Origin of the sequence: Prevotella sp. P3-122, from assembly GCF_002251365.1 — a bacterium.
In the GTDB taxonomy this organism is placed as follows: domain Bacteria; phylum Bacteroidota; class Bacteroidia; order Bacteroidales; family Bacteroidaceae; genus Prevotella.
The window spans coordinates 17,094-39,052 of the sequence record NZ_NPJH01000079.1 but is presented as its reverse complement, the minus strand read 5'-3'; the positions used below and the strand labels follow the sequence as shown (position 1 = coordinate 39,052).

Annotated in this window: 18 protein-coding genes and 1 tRNA gene; 14 read left to right on the top strand and 5 right to left on the bottom strand. The window is 52.0% G+C overall.

From position 1 onward, the window contains the following. Positions 1-21 precede the first annotated feature (21 nt). Together CIL02_RS12170 and CIL02_RS12165 are read right to left on the bottom strand one after the other, a co-directional pair. Entirely contained in the window at positions 22-1,311 is a 1,290-nt protein-coding gene (locus tag CIL02_RS12170) for an MFS transporter (RefSeq protein WP_240513674.1), read from the bottom strand. A 40-nt stretch (positions 1,312-1,351) separates the two neighbouring features. Further along, the gene (locus tag CIL02_RS12165; RefSeq protein ID WP_094402068.1) at positions 1,352-5,104 is read right to left on the bottom strand and encodes a DUF4922 domain-containing protein; all 3,753 of its coding nucleotides are present in this window, start codon (positions 5,102-5,104) and stop codon (positions 1,352-1,354) included. Between the two features lie 470 nt (positions 5,105-5,574). Between CIL02_RS12165 and rlmN the strand changes: the two genes are divergently transcribed. The 14 genes from rlmN to CIL02_RS12095 all read left to right on the top strand — a co-directional run bounded on the left by rlmN (position 5,575) and on the right by CIL02_RS12095 (position 18,804). Next, positions 5,575-6,591, top strand: coding sequence for a 23S rRNA (adenine(2503)-C(2))-methyltransferase RlmN (gene rlmN, locus CIL02_RS12160; protein ID WP_094402306.1), 1,017 nt, complete (start codon positions 5,575-5,577; stop codon positions 6,589-6,591). Positions 6,592-6,657: 66 nt separating this feature from the next. Beyond that, positions 6,658-7,770: a PdxA family protein gene (locus tag CIL02_RS12155; RefSeq protein ID WP_094402066.1), complete on the top strand. Its 1,113-nt coding sequence runs from the start codon at positions 6,658-6,660 to the stop codon at positions 7,768-7,770. A 5-nt stretch (positions 7,771-7,775) separates the two neighbouring features. Further along, positions 7,776-8,777, top strand: coding sequence for a lysylphosphatidylglycerol synthase transmembrane domain-containing protein (locus CIL02_RS12150; RefSeq protein ID WP_094402064.1), 1,002 nt, complete (start codon positions 7,776-7,778; stop codon positions 8,775-8,777). Between the two features lie 66 nt (positions 8,778-8,843). After that, positions 8,844-10,088: a sigma-54-dependent Fis family transcriptional regulator gene (locus CIL02_RS12145; RefSeq protein WP_094402062.1), complete on the top strand. Its 1,245-nt coding sequence runs from the start codon at positions 8,844-8,846 to the stop codon at positions 10,086-10,088. A gap of 49 nt (positions 10,089-10,137) precedes the next feature. Then, complete coding sequence (locus tag CIL02_RS12140) at positions 10,138-10,617, top strand: LptE family protein (RefSeq protein WP_240513689.1); 480 nt, start codon at positions 10,138-10,140, stop codon at positions 10,615-10,617. A gap of 6 nt (positions 10,618-10,623) precedes the next feature. Next, positions 10,624-11,376, top strand: a complete 753-nt coding sequence (locus CIL02_RS12135) for a hypothetical protein (protein ID WP_094402058.1) — start codon at positions 10,624-10,626, stop codon at positions 11,374-11,376. Positions 11,377-11,382: 6 nt separating this feature from the next. Continuing rightward, entirely contained in the window at positions 11,383-11,799 is a 417-nt protein-coding gene (gene secG / locus CIL02_RS12130) for a preprotein translocase subunit SecG (protein ID WP_094402057.1), read from the top strand. An 87-nt stretch (positions 11,800-11,886) separates the two neighbouring features. After that, positions 11,887-11,960: transfer RNA gene (locus CIL02_RS12125), tRNA-His, on the top strand. An 80-nt stretch (positions 11,961-12,040) separates the two neighbouring features. After that, positions 12,041-12,550 (top strand): low molecular weight protein-tyrosine-phosphatase, encoded by a 510-nt coding sequence (locus CIL02_RS12120; protein ID WP_094402055.1) that lies wholly within the window; start codon positions 12,041-12,043, stop codon positions 12,548-12,550. A gap of 435 nt (positions 12,551-12,985) precedes the next feature. Further along, positions 12,986-14,254 carry a TolC family protein gene (locus CIL02_RS12115; protein ID WP_094402053.1) on the top strand — a complete coding sequence of 423 codons (1,269 nt, stop codon included), beginning with the start codon at positions 12,986-12,988 and terminating at the stop codon, positions 14,252-14,254. 6 nt (positions 14,255-14,260) lie between these two features. Further along, positions 14,261-15,172 (top strand): HlyD family secretion protein, encoded by a 912-nt coding sequence (locus tag CIL02_RS12110; RefSeq protein ID WP_094402052.1) that lies wholly within the window; start codon positions 14,261-14,263, stop codon positions 15,170-15,172. Further along, positions 15,156-16,613: an ATP-binding cassette domain-containing protein gene (locus tag CIL02_RS12105; protein ID WP_371589430.1), complete on the top strand. Its 1,458-nt coding sequence runs from the start codon at positions 15,156-15,158 to the stop codon at positions 16,611-16,613. The genes CIL02_RS12110 and CIL02_RS12105 overlap by 17 nt, the downstream gene beginning before the upstream one ends. Beyond that, positions 16,610-17,725 carry an ABC transporter permease gene (locus CIL02_RS12100; RefSeq protein ID WP_094402048.1) on the top strand — a complete coding sequence of 372 codons (1,116 nt, stop codon included), beginning with the start codon at positions 16,610-16,612 and terminating at the stop codon, positions 17,723-17,725. Before CIL02_RS12105 ends, CIL02_RS12100 begins: the two co-directional genes overlap by 4 nt. Beyond that, positions 17,716-18,804 carry an ABC transporter permease gene (locus tag CIL02_RS12095; protein WP_094402047.1) on the top strand — a complete coding sequence of 363 codons (1,089 nt, stop codon included), beginning with the start codon at positions 17,716-17,718 and terminating at the stop codon, positions 18,802-18,804. Before CIL02_RS12100 ends, CIL02_RS12095 begins: the two co-directional genes overlap by 10 nt. 181 nt (positions 18,805-18,985) lie before the next feature. Here the strand turns inward: CIL02_RS12095 and CIL02_RS12085 are convergent, their stop codons facing one another. The 3 genes from CIL02_RS12085 to CIL02_RS12075 all read right to left on the bottom strand — a co-directional run bounded on the left by CIL02_RS12085 (position 18,986) and on the right by CIL02_RS12075 (position 21,948). Then, on the bottom strand, positions 18,986-19,876 hold the full coding sequence (locus CIL02_RS12085; RefSeq protein ID WP_094402043.1) for a carbon-nitrogen hydrolase: 891 nt from the start codon (positions 19,874-19,876) through the stop codon (positions 18,986-18,988). 30 nt (positions 19,877-19,906) lie between these two features. Further along, entirely contained in the window at positions 19,907-20,944 is a 1,038-nt protein-coding gene (locus tag CIL02_RS12080) for an agmatine deiminase family protein (RefSeq protein ID WP_094402042.1), read from the bottom strand. A gap of 68 nt (positions 20,945-21,012) precedes the next feature. Further along, positions 21,013-21,948, bottom strand: a complete 936-nt coding sequence (locus CIL02_RS12075; protein ID WP_094402040.1) for a DMT family transporter — start codon at positions 21,946-21,948, stop codon at positions 21,013-21,015. Between the last annotated feature and the right edge of the window lie 11 nt (positions 21,949-21,959).

Here is a 21,959-nt window from a genome sequence, read left to right as displayed (position 1 = left end):
ACGAAAGCAGGCTGGCGCAACTTATGCCCAGCCTGTTTTCGTTTTCTTGATTTCCCTGCTTGCCATCCAAGTCACGATGATGGTGGCTATGCCGCTAAGTACTACGAGCAGGAAGTAGTCGCGGTAGCCAGTCATGGTCTGCGCCCATCCTGAGAGCATGCCCGGTAACATCATGGACAGAGCCATGAGCGACTTGGCGAGAGTGAGGTGGGGTGCCTTGAGGTAACCGGACACGTAGCGCTTGATGAACATCATATAGGCGACGAAGCCAAATCCGTAGCCCAACTGCTCGACGAAGAGGCATAGGGCTATGGACATCAGGTTACCGGGCAGTGCATGGCTGAGATAGAGATACACTATGTTGGGCAGCGACATTGCTGCGGCCATGGGCCAAAGCCACCGGCGCAGTCCGCCCCTGACCATAGCCATTGCGCCGAGCACTCCTCCGAGCGACAGTCCTGCCACGGCGACGGTGCCTGCTACGAGGCCATACTCCTGTGGCGACAGTCCGAGCCCTCCCCTGTGGGAGGCATCGATGAGGAATAGTACTGACACCTTCGACAGCAGTCCCTCGGGAAGCCTGTAGAGCAGCATGAAGAGTGTTGCAGTAGCTACGGCGGGCTTGCGGAAGAACAGCCTCGTGGTGTCGGCGGCCTCGCCAATCGTCTGTGCGATGCTCCGCCTGCTGGTTATGCGGTATATGCTGCGCCGCTTCTCTGCCGGCACCGACAGCCCGTGGTATATCCACAGCAGCACCGACAGTCCAGCCACGCCATAAAGCACGAGGCTCCAGGAGTAGCCCATGCTGCCACGGTATACCACCTGCAGGTTGCCGGCCATCATCACCAGAATGCCCTGTGCTGTGAATGTGGCCAGACGGTAGAAGACGGTGCGTGTCCAGTAGACGGGGGTATGGCGTGGCCCTTGTGTCCGGAGGAACAGCTCGTCGGCAGCGTAGTTGTGTACGGCGCACGAGAACGCTGCGAGCCAGAATAGTGCCAGCGATGCCTGCAGGCAGAATGGGGCTGGCAGCGTGAGGGCCACGCCTGCGAGTGCGGCTCCCGTGAGTATCTCGCTGCCGAGAATCCACCACCGGAGCATGCCCTTCTGTGCGACAAACGGTTGCCACATGGGCTTCAGCACCCATGGCAGGTGTAGCCATGCGGTATAGAATGTGGTCTCGGCGTTGGTGAGTCCCATCTGCTTGTAGAGCACCAGCGAAACGGTCATCAGTATGACGTAGGGCAGTCCCTTGCAGAAGTATAGTGTCGGCACCCATGCCATTGGGTTTTGTCTTGACTTATATATCATGTTCTCTGTTGGCGGCTAAGCGGGCAGGCCAGATGTGGAGCTATTTGTATAGCGTCGTTATCCGGGCGCCGGAATAGTAGTGTAGCAATATCTCGTCGTAGGAGAAGCCTTTCTCGCCCATGACGGCGGCACCGATCTGGCACAGTCCTACTCCGTGCCCCCATCCAGCCCCCGTGAGCCTGATGGCCGACGGCACGCCGTTGGTGAAGTCGAGCTTGTCGACGACGAAGGCGGAGCTGTAGAGGTGGGTCTTGCTCAGTACGCGCCTTATCTCGAGTTCTTTGCCTATGGTGAACGTGCGTTGCGTTCCGACAATCCTCAGCTTGGAAATCCGTCCGCTCCGTCCTCTCTCCAATGGTATCAGGTCGACGATGTCGCCAAGGTCTGTTTTCAGTTTCTCGGCAATGAGGTCCCTGATTTCCTTGTTGGTGTACTCTACGGTCCAGCGGTAGAAGTCGGTCGTTTCCTGGTCGTAGTCGTTGAGCACTTGCGTGAGCACTTGCCTGTCGGCGGTGTTGCAGAAGGCGTCGGGCGAAGTCCTTATCCATTTCTCGGCGTTCTCCTCTATGGTGAGGTCGGGCAGAGTGTTCTCGTTGCTGTTGTCGGCTATGGCCTTGAGGTAGCTCTTCGGCGTGTCTTCCCAGCAGAACTGGAACTCCTCGGTAGCTCCTCCGCAGCATTTGGAGAAGCGCGCGTCGCAGATGTCTCCTTCTGATGTGAGCACCTGCCCCCTGGTCTGCCTTACGGCCTTTGCCACGTGCGGGCTTGTCTCCATGGTTATGCCCTGATAGCGCTGGCAGTGGTCGTCGGCGCATACGTCGAAGATGGTGTGGTCCTCGCGGTCATACCATCTGATGAGCATATCGTCGCCCTTGACGAACGAGAAGAAGCTGTTGCCGCTCTCCTGCTGCCTGTGCCTTTTCTCCATCTGTGCCAGCAGCCAGCTGCGTGAGATTACGGCGTGTGCCTTGAGCAGCTCGGGTGATGACGTGGCTCTCATCTCGCTCGATATGACGCTTTCCAGATAGCTCTCCACGGGCAGCTCGTTGATGGCGCATATCTTGTCTTCCTCAACCACGAGCCTTAGTGCGCCACGGTAGGTTAGCGTCTGCTTGCGCTCCCAGTGGAAGTCGATGCCTATTGTGATGTCCTCTATGGAGAAGGATGCCGTCTTGTCAACAGGCGAGAACAGCAGCTCGCGGTAGGAGTTGCCGTTCCACAGCAGTCCTCCTTCTGCGAAGGTCACCTCTTGCGTGCCAGTCAGTTCCTCGCCTTTTGCAAGGTGTGGCCCGTTGAGAGTGAATTTTATGGTTTCCGTACTTGCCAGTCCCACGCATACCTGTGGCTCTCTTTCCATCATTGGCATCTCCCTGCCAGTCTGCAGTCCGTCTTTTATTCTTCCGGCAATCTCCTTTGCCTGCTGCCTCGTTGCGGCCACCTCTCTCAGAATGTCCTCAGCCGTCTGCTGTGTCATGTTGTCGAAATCCTCGCTTCGTGGCAGTATTAGCAGTCCGGCCATGTCGAGTGCGCCCGGTGATGCCAGCACCTTCTGCTTGCCCTCGGCGAAATAGCAGTCTGGCCTGTGCTTGCGGCGTGGGAAGACGATGCTTGTGTACGTGTCGTCGGTCCTCCATGCCACGATGTTCATCATCGGCTCCGTGTCGCCGTCGGCTGTCGGCATGGCATTGAGCAGGGTGTTGAATAGTTTCTCGCCAGCCTGCTGGGTGCGGCTTTGTATGGCGAAAGCCGGTACGGTGTATTCGGTAATATATGACAGTTGTGCTCCGTCATCCTCCGTACACACAGGCTCAAGGCTTCTGCACAGCCGCTGCCAGCATGCCTGCAGAGGCAGCAGTCCCGATGTGCCTGCCTGCAGGTGGGCATGGTCGGGCGCCGACGCCCCGCACCGCGGACCGTTGTAGAACACCATTATCTCGGGGAAGTGCCCGAGCAGGCAGTAGATGCTGCCATAGAGTAGCCTGACATCCTGTGGCTGGTGCTTGCATGTGGGCAGGGTGAAGTGCATGGGAAGGATGGGGAAGGGGTTGACGAGCAGTTCCAGTCCGCAGTCGAGCACTTTTGCCATCTGTCTGTCATCCCTGTTCTTCGAGCATAGGAAGCACGGACGCCGGTCTATGGTGGCCTTGTCTATGCTGGCTCCTGTCGACACTATTCGTGCCGGGTTGTGCTGCAGCTCAATGTCGCCGAGCGACTTTTTCCTCACGTGGCACAGCTGCTGGTAGTTCTGGTTGGTCTCCTCCCATACCTCCAGCTGCCTGTTGAAGAACCGCTGCAGCTTGTTGTCGGCGGATATGTCGGCCTTACCCTGCGACAGCTGCTGTCTGGCCGTAATCTCCAGCGTGCGCAGCTTGTCCTTGTAGGTGTTGTTGGCGTTGACTTTTTCTATGCTCAGCGCGGCGTCGCTGTTGCCTTCCCACCGGCGGCACAGGTATAGCTCGTCGTAGATGCGTCCTATGCGGTATCTACGGCTGAAGGCTAACCCCATGGCGTAGTCCTCTCCGTAGCTGGTGTTGGGGAAGCTGATCTGGCGTGCCAGTGGTGTGAAGAATGCGCGTGGTGCTCCAAGGCCGTTTATGCGCAGCGCATTGTTGCAGCCGTTGTCGTCGGTCCACTCGCGGTGGTCGATGAGTCCCGGCGGAAGGGTGTTGAGGCTGAAGTCGCACATGCGGTAGCTACCTATCACCATGGCCGCGTTCTGTCTGTAGAAAGCGTCCACTATGCGCTGCAGGGTATGTTCTGAGGAATACAGGTCATCGCTGTCCAGCTGTACGGCGAAACGTCCGCACTTGGCATGCTCTATGGCTGTGTTCCAGCATCCGCCTATGCACAGGTCGGTGCGTGTGGGTATGACGTGTATCAGCCGTTCGTCGGCTGACAGCTGCCGGAGTATCTCCGTGGTGCCGTCGGTAGAATGATTGTCGACAACGATGACGTTGTATCTGAAGTTTGTCTTCTGCGACAGCGCCGAGCCTACGGCATCGGCAATGGTGCGCGAGCGGTTGAATACGGGGATTACCACCGATGCCTCGTAATCGAAGTCCTGCTCGTCGAAGTCGGGCACCTTGCAGAAGTATGTGTCCACTATGGCTCCCGTTTCGGCCAGATGGTGAGTGACGGCCTGCTCCATCTCCTCCTGTACGGCCCGGTTTCTCGGGTTCACGTAGTCGAACTGCTTCTCTCCGCTCTTGCGGTTGTCCAGCTCCTCCTCCGTGTACAGGTATTCGTTGATGTGGAAAATCTCTCCCTTGCGGCTCAGGAACAGCCTAAGGTCGTAGAGTCCGGCATGTGCATATTTGTGGGCGGGTGGGGTGGCGGCGTACTCGTGGAGCAGGGAGGCGTTGACGAGTACGAGCTGTCCGAAGTCGAAGTCATCGCGGACGCTGCCTTTCTGGTAATCGATGACGGGATGTCTGACCACAGTTCCCTCCACCACAGAGTAGTGGTCGCTGTATACCATGGCGGCGTTGGCGTCGGCGGCCACTCGCAGAAATCTCTCCAGCGAGTGCTGTCCCAGCCTCACGGGTGTGGGCTTGGTGCTTATGAGCACGTATTCCGCATCTGTCCGTTCCGCAATTTGCAGTATGGCATCAGTGCTCAGGGGGTGTCTTGTCTCCAGGAGTTCCACTCCCTGGGGTATATTGTTGATGTTGGTGGCGTCGCCCGTCAGCAGGTGTATGTGCTGTACGGTTTTGCTTGCCGAAAGGTCGCCTATGGTCTCGGCGAGGTCTGCAATGTCTGCGCAGGGCAGGAAGCAGTCTATTTTCTCTCTCATATTCTGTTAAGGTGTTTTCAAAGGTTCTTCCGTGCAAAGTTAATATAATTGGCAGATAACTCAAAAGAAATCCGCAAGATTTTCTCTCTTGCCCCCAGAGGGGTTGCTGTTCTGCGCCAGCGGAGCCTGCTGTGTAATAGTTGTGCAAAACGGAGGTTCCCTGGCTTTTTATCGGTTTTCACATCACGGCTGTCTTTTTGTTGCTTGCGGACGCTTTTGTACGAGGTTTGATGTTTAGTGATATTTTTTCAAAAATAGAATTGGGGCAGGAGTGGGCCTTTATACAGGTGTATGGCGGTTGCTGAATTGATATGGTTTTGGGTAGCGAAATCAAATAAATCGAAAATAATTTTGTACTTCTGCTTATTTGCGTTAACTTTGCAGAGGATAGGCCGAAATGTGGCCGTAAGTGGCTGCCCCGGGGTCTGCTGGGGGTAGAGTGATGAAGCATGAAGGAAATAGACAAATATATGGACAAGACGACCTTGTTGGGAATGACGTTGCCCGAACTGAAGGACGTGGCTAAAGAACTGGGGCTGCCGGCGTTTGCCGGTTCCCAGATGGCTCAATGGATATATGTGAAACATGTGCGCTCCATTGACGAGATGACGAATATATCCAAGGTCAACAGGGACAGGCTCTCTGAGCGGTACACCATAGGCTGTGCGCCGCACATAGACGCCCAGTACTCAAAGGACGGCACCATCAAGTACCTGTTCCCCACCCAGAACGGCAAGTTTGTGGAGACGGTGTACATTCCCGACAACGACAGGGCTACGCTGTGTGTGTCGTCGCAGGTGGGGTGCAAGATGAACTGCCTGTTCTGTCAGACTGGCAAGCAGGGCTTCGAGGGAAACCTCACGGCATGCGACATACTGAACCAGATATACATGCTGCCCGAGGCTGAGAGCTTAACGAACATCGTCTTCATGGGACAGGGAGAGCCTATGGATAACTACGACAACGTGCTGCGCGCAACGAGCCTGCTGACGGCAAGCTACGGCTATGCTTGGAGCCCGAAGCGCATCACCGTGAGTAGCGTAGGCATAAAAGGCAAACTCAAGCGGTTCATAGAGGAGAGCGAATGCCATCTGGCCATCAGCCTGCACTCGCCCATAGCGGAGCAGCGTGCGTCGCTGATGCCTGCAGAGAGGGGATTCCATATTGCGGACATCGTGGAGATGCTGCGTGGATATGACTTCTCGCACCAGCGCAGGCTCTCGTTTGAGTATATTGTCTTCGGAGGAGTCAATGATACCACCATGCATGCCCGCGAGCTGGTCAAGCTCCTCAAGGGGCTCGACTGCCGCATCAACCTGATAAGGTTTCACAAAATTCCCGACGTCCCGCTTGAAGGAGCTGACGAGGCGAGGATGGAGTCTCTGCGTGACTATCTGACGGCTCACGGAATCTTCACCACCATCAGGGCGAGCCGTGGACAAGACATCTATGCCGCCTGCGGACTGCTGAGTACGGCCCGCAAGTAAATGCGGAACCTGGACAAGGTGGGGCAATAGCAAAACTTGAATAATTACAATAATATATATTATATAATGGAGAACAGGAAAATTCGTGTGGCCATCACGCATGGTGACACCAACGGAATTGGATATGAGCTGATATTTAGAACCTTTGCAGAACCAGAGATACTGGAGCTGTGCACGCCCATCATCTATGGCTCGCCAAAGGTGGCCGCCTATCACCGTAAGGCGCTCAACATGCAGGCCAACTTCACCATCATAGCCGATGCCGCCGAAGCCCAGGATGACAGGATAAACATGATAGCCACTTTTGATGAGGAGGTGAAGGTGGACATGGGACTCGACACCCCGGAGGCGGGAAAGGCGGCACTGGCTGCCATGGACCGGGCTATAGCCGACTTCAAGGACGGACACTTTGACGTTCTGGTGCTTGCCCCCCAGAGCAGCGACAATATAAAGCCGGCGGAATTTCAGTTCCCTGGTAACTTCGAGTATGTCGAGACATGCCTGGGTGATGGGCGCAAGGGACTCAGAATGATGGTTAATGACCGCATGCGCATGGTGCTGCTGACGGACGGCGTCCCACTCAAAGAAGTAGCCGGGGCAGTGACTGCCGAGAGGCTCAGCGACAAGCTGACGGCATTCCACACCGCATTAAGAAGGTGTTTCCGTGTCTCCTCGCCACGCATTGCCGTCCTGTCGCTCAATCCGGATGGCGCCAACGGAGGCAAGGAGGAGAAGGAGGTCATAATGCCCGTCATAGGGCAGTTGGCCGACAAGGGAATAAATGTGTTCGGACCGTATGACGCCGGTACCTTCTTCGGACAGGGCGACTACGAGGCTTTCGACGGCGTGTTGGCCATGTATCACGACCAGGGCGTGGCTCCGCTGCTTGCCCTTTCGCCAGAACGCCTTGTCAACTGCATGGCTGGGCTGCCGGTAGTTGTTGCCTCGGCCGACATGAACCCCCATTACGAGATTGCGGGACTGGGCAAGGCCAACGAGACGGCGTTCAGACAGGCAATATTCACGGCCATAGACATTTTCCGCAATGGCAAGGACTATGACGAACCGTATGCCAATCCGCTGCCGAAACTCTATCATGAGAAGAGGGACGAAAGCGAGAAGGTAAGGTTCTCGATACCGAAGAAGCACGAAAACGCAATCAAGGAGCGACAGCAGTAAAACGGATGAACAAGAAGTATCAGAATGCGTTCTTCGCATTTGGAATCGCCGTGTTGGTGATTATGGTCACGCAGCTTGACTTCGAGCAGGTGTGGCAGGGCTTGCGCCATGCAGGATACTGGTTTCTGGCCGTTCTTGCGTTGTGGGCATTCCTGTATGTCTTCAACACCTCGGCCTGGTATCTCATCATAAATGCCGGAGGCAAGCCGGGAGTGAAGTTCTGGTGGCTGTACAAAATCACCATCTCGGGATTTGCACTCAACTATGCCACACCGGGAGGCCTGATGGGCGGTGAGCCTTACAGGGTTATGGAGCTGGCACCGAAGATTGGTACCGAGCGTGCGTCGTCATCGGTCATCCTCTATGCCATGACGCATATCTTCAGTCACTTCTGGTTCTGGTTCGTCTCTATTATATTATATGTGGCGACGCAGCCCGTCAATGTCTTCATGGGCATGTTGCTGACGGCAACAATGGCTTTCTGCCTGCTCGGACTGTGGTTCTTCATTATCGGCTACCGCAAGGGACTTGCCAACAGGGCTATGAACCTGCTACGCCATCTGCCGTTCATCAAGAAGTGGGCACAGCCCTTCCTCGACAAGCACCGCGAGCAGCTCGACACCATCGACAGGCAGATTGCTGCCTTGCACAGCCAGAGTCCTGGAAGGTTTGTTGTCGCAGTGCTGCTTGAGCTGGTGTGCCGCATACTCTCGGCATTTGAGGTGTACTTCATACTGCTCGTCATCAATCCTGGCATCAGCTACGTGCAATGCATACTTATCATAGCCTTCACAACGCTCTTCGCCAACATGCTGTTCTTCATGCCACTGCAGCTGGTGGGACGCGAGGGAGGATTCCTTATGTCGACCACCAGGCTCGGAGTGTCAGCAAGCGGAGGTATCTTCGTCGCTCTCATTGTGAGAATAAGGGAACTGGTATGGACAGGAATAGGACTTCTGCTCATAAAGTTCGACAAGTCATCGAGAGCCAACAGGCAACAGAAGTAGCATAACAGCAACTTTTTTATGCCAAAATGAATTTTTCTCGAATATAGTTAGTAATTTTGTCACCAAATGAACACTGACGAACTACAGAATATTAAACAGAGATACAACATCGTGGGTAACTGCGATGCCCTGAACCATGCCCTTGACGTGGCTCTGCAGGTGGCACCTACTGACCTCAGCGTGCTGATAGTCGGTGAGAGCGGAGTGGGAAAGGAAATCATACCACGCGTAATCCACGACAACAGTCCCAGACGCAGGGAGAGATATTTTGCCATAAACTGTGGCTCCATACCCGAGGGAACCATCGACAGCGAACTCTTCGGACATGAGAAAGGCTCGTTCACAGGAGCCGTGGGCGAGAGCGAGGGATATTTTGGCATAGCAAACAAGGGCACTATCTTCCTCGATGAGGTGGGAGAACTGCCCATAGCAACGCAGGCACGTCTGCTCAGGGTGCTGGAGACAGGAGAGTACATACGTGTGGGCGGACAGAAGATAATGAAAACCGACGTGCGCATAGTGGCCGCTACCAACGTGAACATGCGGAAGGCTATTTCAGAAGGACGATTCCGTGAGGATCTGTACTACAGGCTCAACACCATACCCATACAGATGCCACCGCTGCGTGATAGGGGAAACGACATTGTACTGCTGTTCAGACTCTTTGCCATGCAGATGGCAGAGAAATACCGACTGCCCAAGATTACGCTTACCGAGGAGGCCAAGCAGATGCTGCTAAGATATAAATGGCCGGGAAACGTCAGGCAGCTGAAGAACATAACAGAGCAGATGTCGGTGCTGAGCGAGAAAAGGGAAATCGACGCACAGGTGCTCAGCAACTACATACCCCAGGACCCGGAGAGCATGCAGCTTGCTATGGTGGACCAGCCGGGACAGCACTCGTTCGAGAGCGAGAGGGAGATACTCTACAAGATTCTCTATGAACTGCGGGGAAATGTCTCTGACCTCAGACGGGACCTTAATACCCTGCGAAAGCAGATAGACGAGGCAAGGCACATCTCAAGCGACAATCCATCGACACACATAGCATATGTCGATACCCCATACAAGCACAGGCATATACAGCCTGACTTCGTAGAGGCAGAGGAGATTACCAATGAGGCTTCAGAAACCAAGGGTGCCGTGGCCGACAACCTGAACCTTAGTGACCTGAGTCGCCAGACTATAGAGAAGGCTCTCGACAGGAACGGAGGAAACAGAAGACTCGCAGCTGCCGAACTGGGCATAAGCGACCGTACGTTATACAGAAAAATTAAACAATATGGACTCGACAGCAAGGACAACAAATAAGAGAAACCCGCGCACAGCAGGTAAGATATTTGCCTCGGCGGCGACAGTCATGGTGCTGACGCTGCTCGCTGCCTGTTCCGTGTCGTATAAGTTCAACATGGCAAGCATAGACTATGCCAAGGTGAAGACTATACGCATCGCAGACTTCCCAAACCGAAGCACATATATCTGGGGACCAATGGCGCCGATGTTCAACAACCAGCTGAAGGACCTCTATGCCAACCATACAAAGCTGCAACAGGTGAAGAAGGGAGGAGACATGGTGATAGAGGGCGAGATAACACAATATACACAGCGCAACAAGTCGGTATCGTCTGAGGGCTATTCGGCACAGACGGAGCTTGCCATGACGGTGAACGTGAGGTTTACAAACAACACCAACCATGCGGAGGACTTCGAGAAACAGTTTACGGCAACGACAACATACGAGACCACGCAAAGCCTGAACGCCGTGCAGGAGGAACTCGTCACGCAAATGGTGAAAGACCTTACAGACCAGATTTTCAACGCAACAGTAGCCAACTGGTAGAAGACTATGGACATAACCGAGCTTATAAGACATCCGGAACAAATGGACAAGGAGACATTGTATGATCTCCGAAGTCTTCTTGCGCTCCATCCATACTACCAGACGGCACGAATCCTACTGCTGCAAAACCTTTATCTGCTGCACGACCAGTCGTTCGATGAGGAGCTCCGGAAGGCTGCCGTGTACATAACTGACAGAAGGGTGCTCTTCAATATAGTAGAGGCTGCGCACTATAGGCTGGCAACAAGCAAGGGTAATGGGCAGACAGGAAAGGAAGGGCAGGGAGAAGACAGAACCATTTCGCTCATCGACAATTTCCTTGACTCTATTCCTACAGATGAACAGCAGGAAAAGTCTAAGAAACGGAAACCCACACCTGCTGATGCCGCTGTCGACTACGTAGCTTATCTGCTCGAAGCTGAGACTGATGAGGACGCAAACACCACACCAGCACCACAGCTGAAAGGCCAGGATTTGATAGATAATTTCATATTTAATGAGGGCGGAAAAATACAATTGAATGTTGAGCCGGATTTTGTTCCGGATGTTCAGGAAAATGCAAATGAAGGCGAGAAAGATGCCGAAGACGGATATTTTACAGAGACTTTGGCCAAAATTTACATCAAACAAGGCAGATATTCAAAGGCTCTTGAAATAATTAACCGTTTAAATTTGAATTATCCAAAAAAAAATGCTTACTTTGCAGATCAAATTCGATTTCTCGAAAAACTGATAATAAACAATAAAACAAATAAGTAAAAAAAAATGGTTTACACGTTATTCGTAGTACTGATTGTACTGGTGGCACTCCTCATGATAGGTATCGTGCTCATTCAGGAATCAAAGGGAGGCGGTCTCGCTTCTAATTTCTCATCATCAAATGCCATTATGGGTGTACGCAAGACTACCGACTTCGTAGAGAAGACTACTTGGTGTCTCGCTGCGCTGATGGTTGTGTTCAGTGTCGTTTGCGCATATGTTGCCCCTACCGCAGCATCAGAGCAGAGCGTTATGGAGCAGGCTGCCATCCAGAACCAGGCTACCAACCCCACCAACACTCAGGGATTTGGCGCAAGCCAGCAGGCTGCCCCAAAGGCTGCTGATGCTAAGGCTGCCGATGCCAAGACAGCTACAGAGGCTGCTCCTGCAGCTCCCGCAGCACCTGCACAGCCAGCAAGATAACATCAATTTTATAAAAAAGTGCGGGAATTGTTTGGTGGAACCAAATATTTCCCGTACCTTTGCAACCGCTAAACAAAAAACAACATGGTGCCCGTAGTTCAGTTGGTTAGAGCGTCAGATTGTGGTTCTGAATGTCGTGGGTTCGAGTCCCACCGGGCACCCTTACAGAAAGTCCCTGCAAATACATATTTGCGGGGATTTTTATTATCCCAGCAAGAAACATAAAACAATCAACACTTATATGTCAAAGCACGATAATTGCCGCAAACACACGTCAGTACTCTTCGTATGCCTAGGAAATATTTGCCGGTCGCCGGCTGCCGAGGGCATAATGACGCATATCGTAGAGAAGAACAATGCCTCACAGTTGTTTGAGATAGATTCCGCAGGCATAGGACCATGGCATGTCGGTGAACTGCCAGACAGACGCATGCGCAGCCACGGTGCCGACCATGGCTATGATTTCTCGACAAGGGCACGTCAGATATGTAGTGATGACTTGCGCAGGTTTGACTATATAATTGTCATGGACCGCGAGAACTATCACGAGGTGGCTGCTATGGCCGCAGGTCAGGAGGAGAGGGACAAGATACATATGATGACGGAGTTTGCCACGCATCATCCAGGCCATTCCGTTGTTCCTGACCCATACTATGGCGGTGACCGTGGTTTCGAGCTTGTCATAGAGTTGCTGGAGGATGCTTGTCAAGGACTTTTCGAGCATATTCTGCGAGAGTTAGGCAAGCTTTAGCCCGTTTTCTTCATCACCATGTGGTATTCTCCTGATGTATCGCCTGTTATACGCCTGAACTATTTTGCTCATCCGAAATGTGGGGTGAGGTCTTATAGAATACTATTCTTGAGGTGATTCAAATATATCTGTCATAGTCAATGAATATGGTAACACTACTGATAAGGTTAATAACCTTAAGGCTGCAAGGTTAATAACCTTACGGCCGCAAGGTTATTAACCTTATCAGCAATGAAAGTAATATACCATGGCCTTGCAACAATAAGTGGTAATCACTCCAAATGTATGATGACCCAATTATTATCTGAAACAATTTGCTTTATTGCCCCTACCTATATTGAAATTCGAACAAAAAGAGCATATTATTCATCCTATGGATAATGGTTGTATGATGGAAAAACACTATCTTTGCAAAAAGGTTACAATAACACAATTATGAAATACTTGTTTTCTCTACTCTTCATGCTGCCCATGCTTGCCGTGGGCCAGACACTGGAAGAATGCCAGCTGGCAGCGGAGGCTAACTATCCGCTAATAAGGCATTATGGGCTGATAGAAAAGACTATGGAGCTGACGGTGTCGAACATCCGAAAGAGATGGCTTCCGCAAGTGTCTGCCACAGCTCAGGCTACGCTGCAAAGTGACGTTACGGCATTCCCTGACGAGATGGTGGAGCTATATAGGCAGATGGACATCAGCATGGAAGGAATGAAGAAGGAACAATACCGGGTGGGCATAGACGTGCAACAGACCGTGTATGACGGAGGAGACATAAAGAGACGGCAGGAAGTAGCACGCCGTCAGGGTGAGTTGCAATCGGCCCAGAATAGGGTCAATATATATAATGTACGCAAGCGTGTGAACGAGATGTATTTCTCGCTCCTTCTTGTAGATGAGCAGATAAAGTTGAATGAGGATTTACAGCATGTTCTTGAAGGCAACGAGAAGAAGCTTGCCTCTATGCTAAAGAGTGGAACGGCAGCAGAGAGCGACTATCAGAACGTCCGGGCAGAACGTCTTACCGTCCTACAGCAGCTGACAAGCCTGAAATCGCAACGGACAGCTCTTGTCAGGATGCTGTCAACATTCTGTGGCATTGATATGAGAGAAGCAGTAAAGCCGGCAATCCCAGAGCAGACGGAGCCTTTTGTCAACAATCGTCCCGAGTTGCTGGCCATTGACGCACAGTTGCGACTGGCGGACACTCAGGAAAAGGCACTTGATGCAGCCTTGATGCCACGGCTGGGTGTTTTTGCCCAAGGCTATTATGGCTATCCGGGGTATAACCTGTTTGATGACATGATGAGCCGCAAGTTCTCATGGAACGGCATGATAGGCGCAAGGATATCGTGGAACATCGGGGCACTGTATACACGCAAGAATGACAAGGCGAAGATACAGATGCAAAGAGAAAACGCAGAAGTGAGCCGCGAGCGTTTTGTTTTTGACAACCGGCTGGAGCAGATACAGCAGAGCGAGAATATCAGCCGTTACCGGAAGCTGATGGAGGAAGACGATGAGATAATAGCACTACGTTCCTCGGTACGCAAGGCTGCTGAGTCGAAGCTCTCTCATGGTATTATCGACGTGAATGACCTTTTGAAGGAAATAAACAACGAGAATAGGGCACGCGTCCAGCAGACCATGCACGAAATTGAAATGCTGAAAGAAATCTATGACTTGAAGTTTACTACTAATCAATAACGGAACATGAAAAAGATATTGGCTCTGGCAGGAATCGTTCTGTTGCTGAACGCCTGCGGTAACAAGGAAAAAGAATACGACGCTACGGGTGTGTTTGAGGCTACGGAGACTACAATATATGCTGAACAGCCTGGAATCCTCGTGCGTCTCAATGTGGAGGAAGGGGATATTGTCGCACCCGAAATGGAAGTGGGACTCATTGACACCACACAACTTTGGCTGAAACTGAAGCAGGCTGTGGCTGCAAAGAGTGTCTATCAGAGTCAGAAACCTGAGATTGGGAAGCAGATTGCTGCTACACGGCAGCAGTTGGCAAAAGCCAAACAAGACCAGCAGAGATATAGTGAGCTGGTGGCAGACGGAGCGGCTCCAAGCAAGATGCTTGATGATGCCAACAGTCAGGTAGAAGTGCTGCAACACCAGCTTGACGCGCAGATATCGTCGCTGACGGTGACGACTAATTCGCTTCAGCGGCAGATGGATGCTGCATACGTGCAGGAAGACCAGTTGCGTGACCAGTTGCGCAAGTGCCACATAAAGGTACCGGCAAAGGGTACAGTGCTTGAGAAGTACGTTGAGCGTGGCGAGTATGTGTCAACAGGCAAACCGCTGTTCAAGATGGCTGACACTGAGGGCATGTTTATTCGTGCATATGTCACATCAACACAGTTGCGGAATATAAAACTTGGGCAGAATGCCATTGTCTATGCTGATTATGGGGATGGGAAGAAGAAAGAGTATCATGGAAAGGTAACGTGGATATCAAACCGCTCGGAGTTTACACCCAAGACAATACTGACCGATGATGAGCGTGCTGACCTTGTCTATGCCCTGAAGGTGGCAATAGAGAACGATGGGTATGTGAAAATAGGTATGTATGGGGAAGTGAAGTTCGTTGTATATGATTGCAGTAAATAATATCAGCAAGTCCTACGGCAATGTCATGGCGCTTTCCGATGTGTCATTCTCTGTAGACAAGGGTGAGTTGTTCGGCCTTATAGGTCCAGACGGAGCTGGCAAGACAACGTTGTTCCGCATACTTTGCACCCTTCTGTTGCCCGATGCCGGTGAGGCGGCCGTGGATGGCTTAGACGTGGTGAGACAGATGAGGAAGATACGCCAGAGGGTTGGTTACATGCCCGGACGCTTCTCGCTATACCAGGATCTGACTGTTGAAGAGAACCTGCAGTTCTTTGCAACGCTTTTCAATACAACTATAGATGAGGGCTACGAAAGCATTAAGGCGATATACAGTCAGATAGAGCGGTTCCGTGACCGCAAGGCAGGGGCGTTGTCAGGCGGCATGAAGCAAAAACTGGCATTGTCGTGCGCATTGGTGCATCAGCCCAGTGTCCTGTTCCTTGACGAACCTACCACAGGGGTGGATCCCGTAAGTCGTAAGGAATTCTGGGAAATGCTTGCCATGCTCAAGGAGCGTGGCATAACCATCGTTGCCGCCACGCCATATCTTGACGAGGTGAGGCAGTGTGAGAGGGTCGCATTTCTGAAAGAAGGACGATTGCTGGGTGTTGATACCCCGGAGGTCATCCTTGACCGCTTTGCCAGTATTTTCACTCCTCCTGTAATAGAGCGCCATAACCGTGGGAATATGCGGCAAGAGGAGAATGTCATAGATGTGTCGCATCTTGTCAAGGCTTTCGGTGCATTCCGTGCCGTTGATGACATCAGTTTCAGTGTCCGCCGTGGCGAGATATTTGGTTTTCTTGGTGCGAACGGTGCTGGTAAGACAACCGCCATGCACATTCTCACTGGACTAAACCAGCCGACGAGTGGCAGTGGAAAGGTGGCGGGGTATGACATCCGCACGGAGTATGAGGAGATAAAGAAACACATTGGCTACATGAGCCAAAAGTTCTCGCTTTATGAAGACCTCACGGTGGCTGAGAATTTCCGTCTGTTTGGTGGAATATATGGTATGCGTGACGATGATATCTCGCACAAGACAGAAATTTTTCTGGAAAGGTTGCATTTTGCAGAGCACCGTAACGACCTGGTTGGCTCGTTGCCGCTTGGATGGAAGCAGAAACTCGCCTTCTCTGTTGCCATATTCCATGAGCCGGACATTGTCTTCCTCGACGAACCGACCGGAGGTGTAGATCCTGCTACACGCCAACAGTTCTGGGAGCTGATATATGATGCCGCCAATCGGGGCATTACAGTATTTGTAACGACCCACTATATGGATGAGGCTGAATACTGCGACCGAATAAGCATCATGGTGGATGGCAAGATTAGTGCATTGGGAACCCCAGGAGAACTGAAAGCCAATCTGAACCAGCCCGATATGGACCATGTATTCACTTATCTCGCAAGAAAGGCAAAGAGAGAACAGGTATGAAACAGTTTGTATCATTTGTAATAAAGGAAATACGGCATATCCAGCGTGACAAACGCACGACGCTCATACTCTTCGGGATACCTGTGGTATTGATGCTGATATTCGGCTTTGCCATTACTACCGACGTGAAGAATGTGCGCACAGTGGTAGTGACATCACAAATGGATCTGCAGACGCAAAGGGCTGTGGAGAGGCTCTCGCAATCTGAATATTTCACCGTAACGCAGACTGTAAATACACCCAAGGACGCTGAACTTCTCATACGCAACCAGAAGGCGGATTTATGCCTCACATTCGGCTCCTCTCCAAAAGACAGGGGAGATGATATGCTTGTAGGCAGTGGGGGAAGGAGAATACAGCTGATTGTGGATGGCGCAGACCCGAATATGGCACGGCAGTGGGTGAACTACGCAACAAAAATCCTCACCACTGACGGGCTTGAAAGTAACTTGCTCCCTTCTCTCTTGGAGAGGGACATGGGGGTGAGGCTTCTGTATAACCCTTCTATGCGCTCTGCCTACAATTTCGTGCCCGCTATCCTTGGAATGCTGCTGATGCTTGTCTGTGCCATGATGACCTCCATCTCTATAGTCCGCGAAAAAGAGCGGGGAACAATGGAAGTACTGCTGGTGTCGCCTGTCAGACCACTGATGATTATCATTGCCAAGGTTGTGCCGTATCTCGTTCTGGCATTTGGTATACTGACCACCATCCTTCTCATGGCGCGCTATGTGCTTGATGTGCCCTTGGCAGGCAGTATAGCGTGGATATACGTTGTCTCCACTATATACATCATACTTGCATTATCCTTGGGACTGTTGATTTCAAACATTGCGACTACACAGCTAATGGCATTACTGCTCTCGGCGATGGTATTGCTGGTACCCATAGTGATGCTCTCGGGCATGATATTCCCTGTTGAATCTATGCCGGAGGTGTTGAGATGGATTGCTGCCGTGGTACCTCCGAGATATTATATTCAGGCAATGCGCAAACTCATGATAATGGGAGTGGATATTAGAGATGTTGTCGGTGAGATATTTGTTCTTTCGGCAATGGCAATATTCCTTCTCTTAGTAGCACTCGCAAAATTCAAGAACAGATTATGCTGAAATATCTCATACAAAAGGAGTTCCTACAAATACGCCGTAATGCGTTCCTGCCACGTCTCATCATCATTTTCCCGATTATGATGATGTGCGTGATGCCGTGGGTGATGACTCAGGAGGTTAAGAATGTACGGGTGGATGTAGTAGATAACGACCGCTCCACATTGTCCCGTCAGCTTGTACAGAGCATTGAGGCAAGCAACTATTTCGTCTTCAACGGTCAGAAACCCACGTATAATGCGGCTCTGAAGGATATCGAGAAGATGGACGCCGATGTGGTGCTGGTCATTCCTCAGAACTATAGCCGTGACATCACCCAGAGACGGTCCCCAAGGGTTCTCATAGCCGCCAATGCTGTCAATGGAACTAAGGGCTCTATGGGAGGCACATATCTCTCGCAGATAGTTATGGCACATGTCAGCCCCACGGTAACGGCCATGCAGTCGAAGGTCTCAACTCTGTTCCTTTACAATAAGAATCTCAATTACAAGGTGTTTATGATACCAGCTCTCTTTGCCATCGTAATGATGCTTATGTGTGGGTTTCTGCCCACGCTGAATATTGTCGGTGAGAAAGAGACTGGCACAATAGAGCAGATTAATGTCACACCTGTGCCCAAATGGATATTCATTCTTGCCAAGCTTGTCCCATATTGGCTGATAGCACTCTTCGTCATTGTTGTCTGCCTGGTGCTCTCGTGGGCGATCTATGGCATTACTTGTCAGGGACCTTTATGGCTTGTCTTTGCCTTGGCTATGCTGTTGGCCCTCTTCTGGAGCAGTTTCGGACTTGTCATCTCCAATTATAGCGATACCATGCAGCAGGCGGTCTTCGTAATGTGGTTCTTTGTGGTATGTATGCTCCTGCTCAGCGGGCTCTTTACTCCTGTGCGTTCCATGCCATATGTTGCTTATCTCACCACATACATAAATCCTATGCACTACTTCGTTGATGCCATACGTACTGTGTTCGTACGTGGTGGCGGTTTCCTCAGTGTTGCCCATCAGCTTCTCGCTCTCTTTATTATTGCCGCAACTATGGGGATTTTGGCTGTAAGTAGTTACAGGAAAAACCATTCTTGAGTGGGAAAAACAATGGGAAGGGATTCCTAAATGAAGGCGCCTTTTCACCGCAAACGCTTGCAGGAGCGGATGCAATGCATTGCGTTGGGGGTTGCAATGCATTGCGTGGCGCGATGCAATGCATTGCGTCTGAGAAGGCTAAATCATTTTTGCTGGTGGGATATAAGCATCCCACATAATATTATTCTCTGTATGCAAACCTTTTCAGTATGTCGTCATAGCTGTCGATGCGGCGGTCGCGCAGGAATGGCCACCATCTTCTGACGTGCTCGCTGTGGTCAAGGTCTATGTCAACGACAATACTCTCTTCCTCGTTGTCGGAGGCACGGTAGTGGAGTTCTCCCTGTGGACCTACAACCATGCTGCTGCCCCAGAACGTGATGCCGTTGGTCTGTCCGCTGGGGTCAGGCTCATGGCCTACGCGGTTTACAGAGACTACGGGCAGTCCATTGGCTACGGCATGCCCGCGCTGCACGGTAGTCCATGCTTCGCGCTGCCGTTGCTGTTCGTCTGCCGTGTCGCTGCTCTCGTAGCCTATTGCCGTGGGGTATATGAGGATTTCTGCTCCCTGCAGAGCCATGATGCGTGCAGCCTCCGGATACCACTGGTCCCAGCAGACGAGAACTCCAAGACGGCCTACGCTGGTATCGATGGGCTTGAAGCCAAGGTCACCGGGTGTGAAATAGAATTTCTCGTAGTATGCGGGGTCGTCAGGTATGTGCATCTTGCGGTATTTCCCGGCTATGCTGCCGTCTTTCTCTATCACCACAGCCGTGTTGTGGTATAGTCCCGGTGCTCTTCTCTCGAAGAGTGATGTTACTATTACTACCCCGAACTGGCGTGCCAGCTCTCCATAGAACTCTGTGGACGGGCCGGGTATCGGCTCGGCAAGATTGAAGAGGTCAACGTTCTCCGTTTGGCAGAAGTAGAGTCCGTTGTGCAGTTCCTGCAGCACGATGAGCTGCGCCCCTCTGCCTGCGAGGTCTGCAATGCCTTCGGCAAGCCTTAGCATGTTGTCCCTCTGTTCTGCGGTATTGTGCTGCTGTAGCAGTCCTATGCGTATTTCTCTCATTTCCGTTTTCTATTATAGTTATTATTTGTTTTATAAAACGCCTTCAGGGAACTGCATTGTCAGGCAATGTATGGAGCCATGCTGCCTGATGGCTGTGCAGGCGTCGATGGCGACAATCTGCCTGCCAGGGAAAGCTTGTGCTATGATGCCTTTTGCCTTGGCATCGTTCTCTGGCTGACGGTATGTAGGCATCAGGACAGCTCCGTTGATGACGAGGAAGTTGGCGTATGTGGCAGGCAACCGCTCGCCATCGTCATAGATTGGCGTGGGCGATGGTAGTGCCAGCAGCTGGTATGGCTTGCCGTCGGATGTTCTCAGCTCCTTCAGCTGCTGCTCGAGTGCTTTCAGGTCATCGTATTGGCTGTCGTTGGTATCATCGCAGCCCATATATAATAATGTGTTGTCGGGTGCCATCCTTACTATGGTGTCAATATGTCCGTCGGTATCGTCGCCTTCGAGGTTGCCATGGTCGAGCCATATCACCCTCTGTGCCCTTAGTCTGCGTTTTAGCTCAAGTTCTATTTCCTGCCTGTCGAGTGGCTGATTACGGTTAGGAGCCAGAAGGCATTGTGATGTTGTCATTATGGTTCCTTGTCCGTCGCTCTCTATGGCGCCTCCTTCCAGCACGAAGTTCAGATGGTTCTCCATTGGCGCATGCAGGGCGTTTGCCGCGTGGAGGTTTCGTCCTATTGCATTATCCTTCTCTGCACCGAACTTTCTGCCCCATCCGTTGAATTGGAAGTCGAGCATCAGGTTTTGACCGTCGGTAGCGGTGAGAGTAATTGGGGCATGGTCGCGTGCCCAAGTGTCATTGGAGTCGCACTCCACAATCCTGACGTTGGCCATGGCCTGCGGAGATAGGGCTGCGTGGAGCAGCGTGTCCACCATGTCTGTCTCGGGCGTGGCGATGAGCAATCTCTCTCTGTCTGCGATGGCCCTTGCCATGTCTACGAACATTGTCGTTATGTCCTTGAGATAGGGTTTCCAGTCAGTATTGGCGTGAGGCCATGTAAGCAGCACTCCGCTCTGTCGTTCCCACTCGGCGGGAAGCAAGTAGTTGGTGTTCATGTGGCTTTGTTGGTGTGGTATAGGTGCAAAAGTAAGAAAAAATATCGGGATAGCCTACATAATAGCTGTTATTTTCCTTTATTGATGATATATATTCCCGTTGTGGCCAACGCCCCTGCTATGGCATACTTCCAGTAGAAGGTCTCTCCAAGGCACAGACATGAGCTGACGGCTCCTATTACCGGTATGAGCGAGTTGTAGATAGCGACTTTGCCTACGGGGTTGCATGTCAGCAGCTTGTTGTAGAGTGTGAAGCCTATCGTGGATATGGCTATGAGCAGGGCGAGAATGACAATTCCCCAGAGTGACACGTGGGGTAGGGTGCTGCCCATGGCCAGCCCTGGAATTATGAGCAGGGCACCGCCTGCCGCAAGGCTGTAGCCTGTGCCTACGAATACGTCAACGCGCTTGCCAAGCCCTCTGGTCATCAGCGATGCAAAGGCAGAGCATAGGGCGTTGAGTATTATCATGCCGTCGCCAAGCCATGTGAAATGCCCGCTTTCCTTGCCTCCGAGGTTCAGTGCCAGCACTCCGAGTATTCCAATAACACAGCCTGTAATCTTGCGTGTGGTCATGCGGTCGCTCTTGAAGAACATGCATGCCAGCACAACTACGGTGAACACGCTCATGGAGTTGAGTATGGCAGCCCTTGCTCCCTCAGAGTGTGACAGGCCGAAATAGAAGAATGCGTAGTGTAGGGTGGTGTTGAGGAGCGAGAATAAGAGTACGTACCAGCTATCGGAAGTCTTGCCAAGGGCGAATGGCCGGTGTATGGCTTTTGCTACGGCGAGGATGATGAGTCCTGACAGGCAGAAGCGTATGCCGGCAAACAGCATCTTGCTCCCCGTCATGTCTGGCGTGATGCCGAATTCCCTAAATCCGAGTTTTATCAGAGGATAAGCCCATCCCCATACCATGGCTGCCGTAATGGCGAATACAGCAACCCACACGGGGCGCTGGAATATGCTCCGTGTGGGTGTGCTGGTTTGTGTGTCGTTTGTCATTGTTACTGTTT

Coding starts and splice junctions, on each gene's coding strand:
- CIL02_RS12115 (WP_094402053.1), top strand. CDS start 12,986: ATGAAATACTTGTTTTCTCTACTCTTCATGCTGCCCATGCTTGCCGTG.
- CIL02_RS12120 (WP_094402055.1), top strand. CDS start 12,041: ATGTCAAAGCACGATAATTGCCGCAAACACACGTCAGTACTCTTCGTA.
- CIL02_RS12085 (WP_094402043.1), bottom strand. CDS start 19,876: ATGAGAGAAATACGCATAGGACTGCTACAGCAGCACAATACCGCAGAA.
- rlmN (WP_094402306.1), top strand. CDS start 5,575: ATGGACAAGACGACCTTGTTGGGAATGACGTTGCCCGAACTGAAGGAC.
- CIL02_RS12080 (WP_094402042.1), bottom strand. CDS start 20,944: ATGAACACCAACTACTTGCTTCCCGCCGAGTGGGAACGACAGAGCGGA.
- secG (WP_094402057.1), top strand. CDS start 11,383: ATGGTTTACACGTTATTCGTAGTACTGATTGTACTGGTGGCACTCCTC.
- CIL02_RS12150 (WP_094402064.1), top strand. CDS start 7,776: ATGAACAAGAAGTATCAGAATGCGTTCTTCGCATTTGGAATCGCCGTG.
- CIL02_RS12165 (WP_094402068.1), bottom strand. CDS start 5,104: ATGAGAGAGAAAATAGACTGCTTCCTGCCCTGCGCAGACATTGCAGAC.
- CIL02_RS12135 (WP_094402058.1), top strand. CDS start 10,624: ATGGACATAACCGAGCTTATAAGACATCCGGAACAAATGGACAAGGAG.
- CIL02_RS12105 (WP_371589430.1), top strand. CDS start 15,156: ATGATTGCAGTAAATAATATCAGCAAGTCCTACGGCAATGTCATGGCG.
- CIL02_RS12100 (WP_094402048.1), top strand. CDS start 16,610: ATGAAACAGTTTGTATCATTTGTAATAAAGGAAATACGGCATATCCAG.
- CIL02_RS12155 (WP_094402066.1), top strand. CDS start 6,658: ATGGAGAACAGGAAAATTCGTGTGGCCATCACGCATGGTGACACCAAC.
- CIL02_RS12075 (WP_094402040.1), bottom strand. CDS start 21,948: ATGACAAACGACACACAAACCAGCACACCCACACGGAGCATATTCCAG.
- CIL02_RS12110 (WP_094402052.1), top strand. CDS start 14,261: ATGAAAAAGATATTGGCTCTGGCAGGAATCGTTCTGTTGCTGAACGCC.
- CIL02_RS12145 (WP_094402062.1), top strand. CDS start 8,844: ATGAACACTGACGAACTACAGAATATTAAACAGAGATACAACATCGTG.
- CIL02_RS12170 (WP_240513674.1), bottom strand. CDS start 1,311: ATGATATATAAGTCAAGACAAAACCCAATGGCATGGGTGCCGACACTA.
- CIL02_RS12140 (WP_240513689.1), top strand. CDS start 10,138: ATGGTGCTGACGCTGCTCGCTGCCTGTTCCGTGTCGTATAAGTTCAAC.